This window comes from Mycolicibacterium llatzerense (assembly GCF_000878195.1).
GTDB classification, from domain to species: Bacteria; Actinomycetota; Actinomycetes; order Mycobacteriales; family Mycobacteriaceae; genus Mycobacterium; species Mycobacterium llatzerense.
This window is the reverse complement of the sequence record NZ_JXST01000004.1, coordinates 142,818-156,277: the sequence shown is the minus strand read 5'-3', so window position 1 is coordinate 156,277 and position 13,460 is coordinate 142,818. Positions and strand designations below refer to the sequence as shown.

At 66.5% G+C, this 13,460-nt stretch carries 14 protein-coding genes; 5 read left to right on the top strand and 9 right to left on the bottom strand.

What is annotated here, in order from left to right:
* The first annotated feature begins 9 nt into the window (after positions 1-9).
* Positions 10-1,233 carry a sensor histidine kinase gene (locus tag TL10_RS04210; protein WP_043984618.1) on the top strand — a complete coding sequence of 408 codons (1,224 nt, stop codon included), beginning with the start codon at positions 10-12 and terminating at the stop codon, positions 1,231-1,233.
* Positions 1,226-1,903, top strand: coding sequence for a response regulator (locus TL10_RS04205; RefSeq protein ID WP_043984617.1), 678 nt, complete (start codon positions 1,226-1,228; stop codon positions 1,901-1,903). The genes TL10_RS04210 and TL10_RS04205 overlap by 8 nt, the downstream gene beginning before the upstream one ends.
* An 11-nt stretch (positions 1,904-1,914) precedes the next feature.
* Here TL10_RS04205 and TL10_RS04200 read toward each other — a convergent pair whose 3' ends face one another.
* Both TL10_RS04200 and TL10_RS04195 read right to left on the bottom strand, forming a co-directional pair.
* On the bottom strand, positions 1,915-2,346 hold the full coding sequence (locus tag TL10_RS04200) for a hypothetical protein (RefSeq protein WP_052506296.1): 432 nt from the start codon (positions 2,344-2,346) through the stop codon (positions 1,915-1,917).
* A 461-nt stretch (positions 2,347-2,807) separates the two neighbouring features.
* Positions 2,808-3,659, bottom strand: coding sequence for an SDR family oxidoreductase (locus tag TL10_RS04195; RefSeq protein WP_043984616.1), 852 nt, complete (start codon positions 3,657-3,659; stop codon positions 2,808-2,810).
* Between the two features lie 151 nt (positions 3,660-3,810).
* On the opposite strand from TL10_RS04195, the gene TL10_RS31620 reads away from it, so the two are divergent.
* The 3 genes from TL10_RS31620 (at position 3,811) to TL10_RS04185 (ending at position 5,836) form a co-directional block, all read left to right on the top strand.
* Positions 3,811-4,146, top strand: coding sequence for a hypothetical protein (locus tag TL10_RS31620; RefSeq protein WP_043984615.1), 336 nt, complete (start codon positions 3,811-3,813; stop codon positions 4,144-4,146).
* Between the two features lie 23 nt (positions 4,147-4,169).
* The gene (locus TL10_RS30530) at positions 4,170-4,334 is read left to right on the top strand and encodes a hypothetical protein (RefSeq protein ID WP_090562895.1); all 165 of its coding nucleotides are present in this window, start codon (positions 4,170-4,172) and stop codon (positions 4,332-4,334) included.
* A gap of 104 nt (positions 4,335-4,438) precedes the next feature.
* Positions 4,439-5,836: an alpha,alpha-trehalose-phosphate synthase (UDP-forming) gene (locus tag TL10_RS04185; protein ID WP_110788959.1), complete on the top strand. Its 1,398-nt coding sequence runs from the start codon at positions 4,439-4,441 to the stop codon at positions 5,834-5,836.
* Positions 5,837-5,895: 59 nt separating this feature from the next.
* On the opposite strand, the gene TL10_RS04180 is transcribed toward TL10_RS04185, so the two are convergent.
* The 7 genes from TL10_RS04180 to TL10_RS04150 are packed head-to-tail and all read right to left on the bottom strand — an operon-like array spanning position 5,896 to position 13,436.
* On the bottom strand, positions 5,896-6,384 hold the full coding sequence (locus TL10_RS04180) for a mammalian cell entry protein (protein WP_043984613.1): 489 nt from the start codon (positions 6,382-6,384) through the stop codon (positions 5,896-5,898).
* Positions 6,384-7,109, bottom strand: a complete 726-nt coding sequence (locus TL10_RS04175) for an Rv1363c family protein (RefSeq protein WP_043984612.1) — start codon at positions 7,107-7,109, stop codon at positions 6,384-6,386. The genes TL10_RS04180 and TL10_RS04175 overlap by 1 nt, the downstream gene beginning before the upstream one ends.
* Positions 7,109-8,764 carry an MCE family protein gene (locus TL10_RS04170; RefSeq protein WP_043984679.1) on the bottom strand — a complete coding sequence of 552 codons (1,656 nt, stop codon included), beginning with the start codon at positions 8,762-8,764 and terminating at the stop codon, positions 7,109-7,111. Before TL10_RS04170 ends, TL10_RS04175 begins: the two co-directional genes overlap by 1 nt.
* A gap of 2 nt (positions 8,765-8,766) precedes the next feature.
* Positions 8,767-9,936 (bottom strand): MCE family protein, encoded by a 1,170-nt coding sequence (locus TL10_RS04165; protein ID WP_043984611.1) that lies wholly within the window; start codon positions 9,934-9,936, stop codon positions 8,767-8,769.
* A complete protein-coding gene (locus TL10_RS04160; RefSeq protein WP_043984610.1) occupies positions 9,936-11,354 on the bottom strand; it encodes an MCE family protein in 1,419 nt (472 codons plus the stop codon). Before TL10_RS04160 ends, TL10_RS04165 begins: the two co-directional genes overlap by 1 nt.
* Positions 11,354-12,409 carry an MCE family protein gene (locus TL10_RS04155; RefSeq protein ID WP_043984609.1) on the bottom strand — a complete coding sequence of 352 codons (1,056 nt, stop codon included), beginning with the start codon at positions 12,407-12,409 and terminating at the stop codon, positions 11,354-11,356. Before TL10_RS04155 ends, TL10_RS04160 begins: the two co-directional genes overlap by 1 nt.
* Positions 12,402-13,436, bottom strand: a complete 1,035-nt coding sequence (locus TL10_RS04150; RefSeq protein ID WP_043984608.1) for an MCE family protein — start codon at positions 13,434-13,436, stop codon at positions 12,402-12,404. The genes TL10_RS04155 and TL10_RS04150 overlap by 8 nt, the downstream gene beginning before the upstream one ends.
* Positions 13,437-13,460: the final 24 nt, after the last annotated feature.

The following is a 13,460-nucleotide window of genomic DNA, read 5'->3' as shown; positions in this document are numbered from 1 at the left end:
GCTGGCGGTATGGCCTGGATCCGCGACTTCGCCCTGCGACGACGCGGCCTGATGTCCTACCAGTTCCCGTTCACCGTCCCGGTCGTCATGTACAGCGGGTCGCTGCTGGTTGCCGGCACTGCCGCGATGCAACGGGATTTCACTCAGCCGTGGCTGTTGGTCGTCGCCATCTCGCTGGTGTTCGCGCCGATCGTCGCGTTCATCGTGTTCGGCCACAAGCCGGCAACGTTGGCCACCGCGGCCTCCGTGCTGACGGGCGTGGCCCTGCTGCTGCTGTGCTGGCCGTCGGTCTTCCTCGACGCGGCGCCGTTCCTGCTGATGTTCATGCTCGGTGAGGTGTTCGCGCTGGGTTCGGTGCGGCACGGACTGCTGGCCGCCGCAGGAAGCGCCGTGCTCCTGGTCGGTGCCGCCCGGGCCGGTCATCTCACCACCTATGTGCCGTACCTACTGTTCTTCCTGGCCATCGCCGCGATGATCGGCCGCATCCTGCAGTTGCAGCAGCGTCTTGTCATCGAGGAGCGCGCACGCCAGGCCGCCCTCACCGAACAGGCGACCGCCGATGAACGACGGCGGATCGCCCGCGAGATACACGACGTGATCGCCCACTCGCTGTCGGTGACGATGCTGCATCTGACGGGCGCCCGGCGGGCGCTGCAGGAGGACAACGACGTCGACGAGGCGGTCGACGGCTTGCTGGACGCCGAGCGTCTCGGCCGGCAGGCCATGTCGGACATCCGGCAGACCGTCGGCCTGCTCGGCGCGCGCGACGCGGCTCCGCTGCGGCTGACTCCCGAGCCCGGGTTGTCCGACATACCCGACCTGGTGACGAGTTTCGCCGACGCGGGATTAGATGTGGAGTCGAGCATCGAGGTCGACCCGGCGTCGGTCACCGCGGGGATCGGCCTGGCGCTGTACCGGGTGGCCCAGGAATCGTTGGCGAACGTCGCGAAGCACGCCCCGGCATCCGCGGCAAGGCTGCGACTGTATGTGGAGAAGGGAACGGCCATCCTGTCGGTCAACAACGAGTTGCGGCGCCCGGTGACCAGCGGGCCGGCCGGCGCGGGACTGCCGGGCATGCGCCAGCGCATCGCGTTGCTCGACGGCGATTTCCAAGCCGGTCCCGGACCGGACGGGTGGACGGTCCAGGCTCGCGTGCCCGTCACCCCGACGGCAACCCAGCACTGCGCCATGCACCGAATCCGGATGTCACGCAACGAGACCCAGAATGACTGACGGCGCAATCCCGAAAGATGGTTCAACCGTCGACGTACTGCTGGTCGACGATCAGGAACTCGTCCGCTCAGGCCTGCGCCGGATCCTGCGGCGCAAGGACGGCTTCACCATCGTCGGCGAATGCGCCGACGGCGACGAGGTACCCCGCGAAGTGCTCCGGTGCCGCCCTGACGTCGTCGTGATGGACCTGCGGATGAAACGCGTCAGCGGCGTCGACGCCATCCGGGCCCTGCGCACCGGCGGCGGCCCACCGGCCTTGGCGCTCACCACTTTCGACGACGACGACCTGTTGTCCGCGGCACTGCGCGCCGGGGCGTCGGGCTTCGTCCTCAAGGACTCACCGGCCGAGGAACTGATCCGGGCCGTGCACGCCGTCGCCCGCGGCGAGGCGTACCTGGATCCCGCCGTGACCGCCCGCGTGCTGAACGGCTACCGGCGCGCCCCCGGCGTACCGTCCGACGATGTCGCCGACCGGCTGACCGCCCGCGAACTCGACGTGCTCGAGCTCATCGGATCGGGCGCGACCAACGCCGAGATCGCCGGCCGGCTGGTCATCTCGGAGGTGACGGTGAAGAGCCACATCGGGCGCATCTTCACCAAGCTGGACCTGCGGGACCGCGCGGCCGCGATCGTCTACGCCTACGACCACGGCGTGGTCGCGCCCAAATAGCGGCTACTCACCTACCCGGCGGCGAATTCCTTCAGCATCGCATTCAACTGGTCTTTGTCAGGGGCACCGTAGATTTTGGGACTTGAGCTGCGGTACGTGGCCATGATCGGGCAATGGTCCAAGAGGCCTTTCACCGAACCGAGACTCTTGATTCGCTTGCCGGTTTTGGCCTCGCGTATCTCCACGTCGTAGTCGACCGAGTAACGAGTCACGCGGTCCGTGTCGCCCCGGCTCTCATATTCACAGGTGCCCTCTTTCTTCTCGGTGGCAGACAGCCGCGACAGGCACGCGACGACATTGATCGACGAAGGCGGCGAATTGGCCCCGGAATACCCTCCGTCGGCGCCCACCATCGACACCGCTGTCCACTTACTGATGCTGCCCACCGACTCGTAGAACGCGACGATCTTGTAGGGCTTTTGGTAGTCGGCGGCATTGCTCACCGAACCGTTCTTACAAGCGGCATTGAAATCGTCCGCGGTGTTCGCGGTAGTAGGCGGTTCGCCCCGAACGCTCGAGGTAATACCGACTACCGCCGCGATGCCCACCGGTATGGCGAATATTGCAGCGACTACACCGAGCGCGCGACGGCCGCTCTTCGGCGGTGGTGGTGTGTACTGCGGCCACTGACTCTGCGGGGCCTGGCCGTACGGCGCCTGACCATACGGAGCTTGCCAATACTGTTGCGGCCCTTGACTACCGGCCCCGGGCTGCGCCGAATTCGGCCACGGCGGAGCCGGCGGCCCGTACTGCTGCGGAGCACCATGCCCTTGGTATCCAGGCCCTTGATAGCCGGGCGGCGGATATGGAGGCTGCGTCATTCATCGATCGTAAGCGCCGGCAACGCCTCGGTTTGGCGCCAAAATACTGACCACAAACCTCTGCGCAAGCGCCACGAACAGCCTCAGTCGGCGAACACCCCGCGCATGGCGTCGGCGCCGAACATCGGCCCCATCATGGCCGAGAAGTCGGGGCCGCGGCGCAGCTTCTGGCCGCCGTCGACGTTGATCAGCTGGCCGGTGATCCACTGCGATGCGTCGCTGAGCAGGAACAGCGCCAGGTTGGCGACGTCCTCCACCTCGCCGGCGCGGGGCAGCGGCGTGCACTCCCGGTAATCCTCCCGCAGCGGCTCGAATTCGAAGATGCTCGCCGCCACCAGATCGGTGCGGATCAGGCCGGGGCGGATGCTGTTGGCGCGCACCCACGAGGCGCCGAGTTCGTCGGCCGCCAGCTGGACCAGGTGATCGAGCGCGGACTTGGTGACGCCGTACGGCCCGAACCAGCGGTGGGTGTTGCTCGCCGCGATCGATGAGATGCCGACGAACGAGCCGCCGCCACCGCGCACCATTTCCCGCGCGGTGTGCTTGACGACGTACATGCTGCCGTTGACGTTCAGGTCGACGGTCTGGCGCCACATCTCCGAATCCAGGTGCGTGACGGGCCCGACGGTCAGCGAGCCACCGGCACAGTGCACGGCACCGGAGAGCTTGCCGTTCCACGCGGCTGCGGTCGCGACAGCGGCGGCGACGTCGTCCTCGTTGGTGACATCGGCGGTCTGGAAGCGGATGGCGCCCGGTCCCCCGGCCGCGGAGATCTCGTCGACGGCGGACTGCAACGTGGCCTCGGTACGGCCGACGATGAGCGCGTTGCCGCCGGCGGCCACGACGCCCTGCGCGATGGCCTTACCGATGCCGCTGCCACCGCCGGTGATCAACACCGTCCGGTCCGTCAGCCAACCCTGGACTGAAAATTGCACCGACGTACTCCTCTGGACAGATCGACGGGGACACGTCCTGTATACACTTTTCAAAAGTTGTACACAATGCTGGTCGGGCGGCCAATTTCCCCGTTCGCCACACAGCACCTGGGCGTACGCTGAAATTTTCCCCGACGAAAGCGGTGACGCCATGAGCATCCAGATCCATCGACGTCTCCTGGTCGCCGGCGGCTTCGCCGTCGCGACGGTCGCCGCACCCGCCATACTCGCGCTGAGCGGCCCCGCGTCCCCCGCACTACTCGGCGAAACCAACTGCCCGCCCGGTATGACGGCGAACCCTGTCAGCGGGTCCTGTTTCGCGAGCGGCAACGACCAGGCACCCGGCCCTGTCGAAGCGGCACCCAACCAGCTTGGCCAGGTCGACGGCATCCCGTGCACCGGCCACAACACCGGCGAATGCATCGGCCTCTCGGAAGAACAGGTGCCCGAGGTGCACCCACACTCGTCGGTGAGTTCCAGCCCGTAACAACAGTCGCCTAAGGTTGTGTAATGCCTGCAAAAACTGATCCCGCCGATATCGGCGACGTGGAGCCCCTGGCCGACAGCACCGCCCGTCAGGCCCGTCGTGTCGTGGCCGCGTACGCCAACGATGCCGACGAATGTCGCATGTTCCTGTCCATGCTGGGTATCGGGCCCACGAAGCTCGACGCGTGACGGCCCGCGGAGGCAACGACGCTTCTGCGGCGTCCACCGCGAGTCCCAAAACCTCCAAGGGCGGCAAGTCCGCCGCGAAACCCGTCGGCAACTCCGACTTCGTCGTGGTCGCCAACCGGCTGCCCGTCGACATGGAACGGCTCCCCGACGGTTCGGTCACCTGGAAACGCAGCCCCGGCGGCCTCGTCACCGCGCTGGAGCCGCTGCTGCGCAAGCAGCGCGGCGCCTGGATCGGCTGGCCCGGCGTCGCTGACAGCGACGAAGATCCGATCGTCCAGGACGAGCTCACGATGTGTCCGGTCAGCATGTCGGCCGACGAGATCGCCGACTACTACGAGGGCTTCTCCAACGCGACGCTGTGGCCGCTGTACCACGACGTCATCGTCAAACCCATCTACCACCGGCACTGGTGGGACGCCTACGTCGCGGTCAACCGGCGCTTCGCCGAGGCCACGGCCCGCACCGCGGCCAAGGGCGCGACCGTCTGGGTGCAGGACTACCAGCTGCAACTGGTCCCCAAGATGCTGCGGGAGCTGCGTCCCGACCTGACCATCGGGTTCTTCCTGCACATCCCGTTCCCGCCCGTCGAGCTGTTCATGCAGATGCCGTGGCGCACCGAAATCATCGAAGGCCTGCTCGGCGCCGACCTGGTGGGCTTCCACCTTCCCGGCGGTGCGCAGAACTTCCTGGTGCTGGCCCGTCGACTGCTCGATGCCAACACATCGCGCCACACCATCGGTGTCCGGTCCCGGCTCGGCGAGGTGAGCCACGACGGCCGCACGGTCAAGGTCGGCGCGTTCCCCATCTCGATCGACTCGGCGGCGTTGGACGCGCAGGCCCGCAGCCGCACCATCCGGCAGCGCGCCCGTCAAATCCGCGATGAGCTGGGCAACCCACGCAAGATCATGCTGGGCGTGGACCGGCTGGACTACACCAAGGGCATCGACGTGCGGCTGCGCGCGTTCTCGGAGCTGCTCGCCGAAGGCCGGGCCAACCGGCACGACACCGTACTGGTCCAGCTGGCCACTCCGAGCCGCGAGCGCGTGGACAGTTACAAGGTCATGCGCGAAGACATCGAGCGCCAGGTCGGGCATATCAACGGCGAGTACAGCGAGGTCGGTCACGCGGTGGTGCACTACATGCACCGGGCGATCGGCCGCGAGGAACTCATCGCGTTCTTCGTCGCGGCCGACGTCATGCTGGTGACGCCGCTGCGCGACGGCATGAACCTGGTGGCCAAGGAGTACGTGGCGTGCCGCAGCGACCTCGGCGGCGCCCTCGTGCTGAGCGAATTCACCGGCGCCGCAGAGGAATTGCGGCAGGCATACCTGACCAACCCGCACCACCTGGACGGGGTCAAGGACGCCATTGCCGACGCCCTGACCCAGTCCCCCGAAGAGGGACGACGTCGCATGCGCGCGCTGCGTCGGCAGGTTTTGGCCCACGACGTCGACCGCTGGGCCCGGGCGTTCCTCGACGCCCTGTCGCACACCCGCGACTGACGCACCAAGATTTCAGGCCCCGGAGCAACCGCTCCGGGGCCTGAATCATGTTGGGGTACTTAGAAGATCGGCGTCATCTCGTCGATCAACCACTTGCCGTCGATCTTGCGGTAGTCGACCTTCAGCCGGCTGCCCTCGTAGTTGGGCTGCTTGCGCTCGTCGGTGATGACCCGGTTCACGAAAGCGAGAACTGTGCCCGAGTCGCGGTGCGACGAGATCATGCCCGCGCCAACGACATTCACCTGACTGATGAGCTTGCGCTTCACCGCGTCGTTGAAGATGTTGTTCTTGGCCGTCAGTTCCTCGTACCGCTTCCGGAACGCCGGCGTCATCAGCGTCAGCGCCTGCGTCGTGGACCGCTGCACGCTGCTGTACTCATAGCCAAGGATCTGTGGGATCTGGGACCTGGCCAGGCTGGGCAACTCGTCGGCCGTCGCCTGTTCGCCGGAAAGCTCCACGTGATTCCAGAACGCCGACCCGCCGAGCGCCCCGAGCGCCACCACGGCGACCGCCAACAGTGCGCCGAGCGCCACCAGCAACCGGTTCATCAGTTGCCTCCGTCCGGGTACTTGATGTCATAGGCACTCATGTGGCCGCTGTCGTCCTCGCGGATGAACACCCGCTGCCGGTACGGCGTCGACGGCTGGTTCACCCCGTTCATGTCGGACAGCGTCACGCGGACCGTCACCAGCACCTTCGCGATGTTGGAGGTGTTGTCGATGCTCTCCAGCGCCGCCGCGGTGATGACGGCCTCCGAGTTGGCCTGCGTCTGCTTGAACAGGTACTTCAGATTGTCGGCGTTGTTGCTCTGGTTCATCATGTCGCGCAGCGGGCCGGGGCCGATGCCATTGACGAAGCGGTTCACGCTCTCGTCGACGGTGTTCTGCGTGTAACTGAACATGTTGACCACGGTCTGCTTCGCGGTGTCGACGAACCGCTGATCACGGTCCTGCGTCGCCTCGATCTGCCCGTTGCCGTGCCAGAGGAACCAGGTGCCGCTCGCCAGTGCCGCCACGAGCACGGCGACGACCGCCAGGCCGATGGTCATGACCAGCGACCGGTGCGGTTGCCGTCGCGGTGCCTGGATCGCGGGCCGCGCCTTGGTGGTCACCGATTCGGTTGATGATGTCTTGCTCGCGGTCGACGGAATCGCCACGTCGAGCACTGTTGCCTCTGCTGAACCGGCGGTGCCGGCGGGCCGTGAGGCCCGCCGCCGCGCGCGGCTCACCGGCGGCTTCGACGTCTCGTCCGTCGCAGCCGGTTCGTCACTCATTAAACCTGCCTTGGATCCTTCATCAGGTCGACCCAGGACTCGCCTGCGTCGCCGTTACTCGAGCCGGCGTTGAACACTCCCGTACCGCCGGCAGGGTCAGCGAAGACCCCGGTATTCGCATCGTACGTCGTGCTCTGCGGCCCCTTCGGCCCGCTTGCCTGCGGCTGGCCCTCGGGGCCGGGCGCCGGCGGGTTGTTGATCGCGTACGGCGGAGTCACCTGATCCGGCGGCGCGAAGAACGGCCAGGGCAGCGGCTGCGGACCCGGATCGCTCGGCGGGTACGGCAGCGGGAACGGCGCGTTGGGCGCAGGTCCCGGCCCGGCGGGCACCCCCGGCGGCAATTGCACCGACGGCGGGCCCGGGTCGTAGTCGGCGCCCGGCGGGATCATCGGGAACCGGTTCGGCGGGGTGATGTTCCGCGGGTCGTTGATCGGGGTGTCGTACGGCACTGGCGGACCGCGCCACGGGTTGCTGCCGAGCGGCACGTAACCACGCGGGTCACGGCAGATCTGCACCGTGGGGGCGCGCTTGCCCGGGTACTCCATGCACGGGTAGTTGCGGGCACCGCGGACGGTGCTCGGATCGCTCTGCGCGGTCTTGCAGTAGAGGTCCTTCGGCAGGTCGCGCACGGTGGTGTCGGCCGGTGTGCGGTTCTCCGGTGCCGGGATGAAGCCCGTCGAACATGCCGGCTGGCCGAGGCTGATCTTGAAGTCCAGCTTCGCACCTTCGTCGATGGGCACGCCACCGGCGTCGGTCAGTAGCGCCGCGATCAAGGCCGGGAAGATCACCAGCGCCTGCTCGATCGACTTGTGATAGATCACGCCGATCCGGCCGAAGTTGGCGAGGTTGGCCGCCAGCACCGGGAACGTCGGGCGGATGCCGTCGAACGTCTCGTTGACGGTGTCGACGGCGCCCGGGACGGTCTTGAGCACCGACCGAATCTGCGGGTCGGCCTGTGCGGCTTCACCGGTCAGCGTCGCGAGGCTGCTGGCCATGGTCTTGAGATCCGCGCCGGCGCGGATCTGCGCCTTCAGCAGCGGGCCGGCCTGATCGAGCAGCTTGTTGATCTCGTTGGTATTGGCGTTGGCCTCGTCCACCAGCAGCCGCGACGACTGGATCATCCGCGACAGCTCCGGACCCGATCCGTTGAACGCCTTGAACGACTCGCGCAGCAGGTCCTGCAACCGGGTGTTGCTGATGCTGCTGACCAGACTCTGGGCCTGGTTGAGCAGGTCCACGATGTCCTGTCCGACCGCGGTCCGGTCGACGCCGATGGTGGCGCCGTCCTTCAGCATGTTCTTCGAGGCGCTGGCGGGCGGCACCAGGTCGATGTACTGCTCACCGATCGCGGACACGCTCTTGACCGTGGCGGTGACGTTCTCCGGCACCGGGGTGTCGGTGTTGAGCCGCATCCGGGCCGTCACACCGTTGTCGGTCAGGCCGACGTTCGTCACGCGGCCGACCGTCACGCCGCGGTAGGTGACGTTGGCGTTCTGGTAGATGCCGCCACCGACGACGAACTTGGCGTCCACGTTGTAGACACCGAGACCGACAGCGGCCGGGAGGTGCAGGTAGGACGTCGTGATCAGGGCGAGGCAGATGACGGTGACGACACCGAAGATCGCCAGCTGGAAACGCGCAAGACGGGTCAACAACATTACGGCTTCGCCCCTCCATGTTGCGTCGCTGTGCCTGCTGGAATCTTGAACGGGTCGGCGGCCTGTCCGGACAGGTTCGCCAGCGCGCCCAGCAGGAAGTCCGGCGGGTTGATCACTTCGTCCAGGTGCCTCATGTTCGGGTCGAGACCCCCCGAGGTCGCAAAGATGGTCTCACCGAGGCGTCGCAGCGTCAGGTCGAACGTAACGTAGACGTTCAGGTAGTCACCGCGCACCGCGTTGCGGAAGTACTTGTTGGAGAACGGGAATGTGGGCAGCAGGTCCAGGTCGTGGATGAATTCGTCGGCGTTGTCGTTGAACGCCTTGATCACCGGGAAGATGTCCTTGAAGTCCGCGGCGAAGTCATCCTTGGTTGCGGACATGACCTTCGCGCCGACCACCGCGAGCTTCCGGAGCGCGGTGAACGCATCTACGATGTTCTTGCGGTTGTCGTTGAGGACCTTGATAGCACCGGGCAGCGTGTCCAGCGTGCGGCCAAGGCTGTCCGTGCTCTTCGCCAGGATCGAGGCGAAGCGGTTCAGCCCGTCCATGGCCCCGATGATGTCGGTGGTCTGCTTGTCCAGGGACTGGGTGAGCTCGGCCAACCGCGGGATGAAGTCGACGAACTGCCCCGCCCGGCCGGCGACCGCGGCATAGGCCTCATCGGTGATGTCCTGCAGCGCACCGAGATTGCCCTTGTTCACCACCAGGCCCAGCGACGACAGCACCTCTTCGGTGGTCGGATACCGGCCGGTGTGCGCCAGCGGAATCTCCGAGCCCTGCTTGAGCCGGCCCTGCGGCGCTTCCCCGACAGGTTCCGACAGCTGCACGTGCTGCGAGCCGAGCAGCGAGGTCTGGGCGACCTTCGCCCGCGCGTTCGCCGGCAGCTTCACATCGCCGTTGATCGACAGCTTCGCCGCGGCATAGAACGTGCCGTCCGCACGCTGGACCGCGTCCAGGCCCGACACGCTGCCGACGGTGACGTCGTTGACCATCACCGGCGAGTTCTGCGGCAACGTCGCGACGTCCGGCAGCTGCACCGTGACGGTGTAGGAACCGGCGCCGTGGCCCTGGGTACCCGGCATGTCCAGCGAGTTCAGGCCACCGAACTGGCAACCGGCGAGCACCACGGCACTCGATCCGAGTGCCAGGACTTTTCCAACCGTCTTCATCAGTTGCCTCCGGCTTCAGCGGGCAGCGGTGCGCCCACCGGGGCTGCGGGCGCCGGGGCGGGGCCGGGCAGCGGACCAGAACCGTTCAGCGGCGTCGAGCCCGGTCCCACCGGCGGCGTGGCCGGCGAAATCTGACCCGGAATGGCCGGCGGCGGCAGGATTAGGTCGCTGAGCGTCCCGTCCGGCTGGACCTTCGGCGGGACGACGCCAGGGGCGGCGTTCCACTGCAGGTACGGCACCGGAGTCTGCGCCTTGGCTTCAGTCTGCGGGGTGTCGTAGATGACCTGGCCCTTATATGCCGTGATGCTGTTGATCGGATGGAACAGCACGGGCGGGTAGTTCATCGCGATCCGGCGCAGCACCGGACCCATGCGCTGACGGCAGATTTCCGCCCGCTTGTAGTTGTCCGGAGAGGCACCGATGTCGAAGTTGCCGCCGCACAGGAATTGCACCGGGTTCGCGAAGTTTGGCAGCGACAGCAGACCGTCCAGCGAGCCCTGCGCCGGGTTGTAGATGTTGTAGAAGTTGGCCAGACCGTTCGGCGTGATATGCAGAACCTGCTCGATATTGTCGCTGTTGTCGGTCAGCACCTGGGTGAATTCGGCCAGCTTGCCGACCTGGTCGATCAGCGCCGCGTTGTTGTCCTTCAGCAGGCCCTTGACGTCACCCAGCGCCTGGTTCAGGGCGCCAAGGGTCTGGTCCAGACCGGCCGAGCTCTCCGCCAGCACCTGCGAGACGGACGCGACGTGGTCGGTGAACTGCACGATCTGCTCGTTGCTGCCGGACAGCGCGTTGACCAGAATCTGCAGGTTCTTGATGGTGCCGAACAGGTCGCCACGCGAATCACCAAGGCGCCCAGCGGTTTGCGACAGTTCACGCAAGGCGTTGCGGAACGAATCGCCCTTGCCATCGAGGGTGTCGGCGGCCTGGTTGATGAACGCACCGAGCGGACCCTGCGGGGCACCGTCCTGCGGGCCGAGCTGAGCGCTGAGCTGGGTCAATTGCTTCTTGACGTCGTCCCACTCGACCGGGACACCGGTCCGGGCCAGCGGCACCTCGGCGCCGTTGGCCAGCGCCGCTCCGCCGTTGTAGACGGGGGTGAACTGCACGAACCGCGCCGCCACCAGGTTCGGCGAGATGATGATCGCCCGCGCGTCGGCCGGGATCTTCACGCCGTCCTTGACGGTCATGCTGACCTTGACCGAATTAGCCTGCGGCTCAACCGAATCGATGGTGCCGACCGGAACCCCCAGCACTCGCACCTCGTCGCCGGCGTACAGGCCCACGGCGTTGGTGAAGTGAGCGACCACCTTGTGACCGCCATGTGACGGCCACAGCAGATAGGCGCCGGCAGCCACCAGCGCGACCACCACGGCTACGACCGCAAGGATCGCGCCCCGCGAGTTCATGTTCTTCATCATGGCGACTTCGGCCTCACGACGATCCGTTCAGAGATGTAGCCCTTCAGCATGTCGCCGAGGCTGGCCGGCAGCTTGCCCGGCTGGAAGTACGTGTCGAGCAGGACTTCCGACATCGTCGAGGGCGGTAGGCCGTACAGGTTGATGTTGAAGCCCGGGCCGTTACCGACCACCTCGCCGAGCGTGGTTGCGTAACCCGGCAGGCGCTTGAGCGCCTCACTGATGTGCTCTTTGCGTTTCAGCAGCTCGTCCAGCACCAGGTTCAGCTGCTTGAGCGCCGGCCCGAACTCGCGCTTGTTGTCCGCGACGAATCCGGAAAGCTGTTGCGACACACCGCGAATACCGGAGATCAGCGTGCTGATCGACTGGCGCCGCTCGTCCAGCGCGGCGAACAGCTGATTGCCGTCGATCACCAGTTTGTTCACCTGGTCGGCACGTTGCGCCAGGGTGTCGGACACCTTCTTGGCGTGGCCCAGCAGCTGCTCGAGCGCCTGGTCGCGCTTGTTGAGGCTCCGAGACAGGGCTGCCACCCCGTCCAGCGCGCCGCGCAACTGCGGCGTCGCGTCGTGCAGCGTGTCGGTCAGCACCTTGAGCGCCTGCTCCATCTGCGGCTTGTCCAGCTCGCTGCTGTTCTGGCCCAGGTCCTGCAGCGCGGTGTTGATCGTGTACGGAGTCGTGGTGCGGCCCAACGGGATAACCGTTGCTTCCTTCGTACCCTTCGGGGTCACCCAGAGGGACTTCTGACCCAGCACCGTGTCGGTCTTGATCGACACCAGCGACTGGTCACCGACCCGGATCTGGCGGTCGACGGTGAAGTTCACCTTCGCGGCCGTACCGGCGAGCTCCACGGTGCCCACCTTGCCGACCTTGATGCCCGACACCCGGACGTCGCTGCCCGGCGTGATGCCACCGGCGTCATTGAAGAACGCCGAGTAGTTCTTGCCCTGCGGAAAGAACGGCAGTCCGGTGTACCCGAACGAGATCAGCACGAGGCACGTCACGAGGAAGACGCCGAGTACGCCGGTGCGGACCGGATCCTTTTCCGGCTTAGCCATTTTCGGAGCACCTGCCCTTCGACGGATCCGCAGGACCACCGAACGGCACGATCAGGTCGCTGCCCGCGGGGCCGCTCATCTTGATCTTGACCGAGCAGTAGTAGATATTGAAGAACGCGCCGTACGCACCCAGGGCGTTGAGCCGCAGATAGTTCTCTGCGAGGTTCTCGATGACCGGGTTCACTTCGGCTCGGCGCTCGTACATGCGCTGCGCGAACGGGCGGGCGTTCTCGATGACGCCCTGCACCGGGCGCCGTGACTTCTGCAGCATCTCGGTCAGGTCGTTCTCGGCCGAGGCCAGCGGGCCGATGGCACCGGCGATCGGGTCACGCCCCTCGGCCAGGCCGCTGATGAGCTGCTGCAGCCGGTCGATGCTGGTGTTGAACTGGGAGCCCTTGGCGTCGACCGTCGTGAGCATCGTGTTGAGGTTGGTGATGGTGTCGCCGATCAGCTGGTCCCGCTCACCGAGCGTCTGGCCGAACGAACTGGTACTGGACAGCAGGTCGTTCAGCGCGCCGCCCTGCCCCTGCAGGGCCTCGATCATGGCGGCGGTGATCTCGTTGACCTTCTCGCCGTCCAGGCCCTTGACCACCGGGCGCAAACCACCGAGCAGCGCGTCGAGGTCAAGCGCCGGCTGGGTGTTGGCGAGGACGACGGTGCCGCCGGGGGGGAGCTTGCGCAGCTCGCCGGGGCCGGAGGCGATTTCCAGGTACCGGTCACCGACGAGGTTCTGGTAGCGGACGAGGGCACGGCTCGAGGTGTAGAGCTGGTACCGCTCGTTGAGGGTGAACTTGACGTCGACGGTGTTGTCGCTCTTGAGCTTGACGCTCTTCACCGAACCGACCTGCACGCCCGCGATGCGGACGTCCTCACCGGCCTTGAGCCGGGACGCGTCGGTGAAGTTGGCGTGGTAGGTGGACGTCGAGGCGAATCGGAACTGGCCGAACACCACTACCAGGCCGGCAGCGACCAGCAACATCACGACGGTGAACACCGTGACGTTGATCATTTCGCGCTTGTGTCTCATGGGCGGCCCCACTCACTCGCGGAC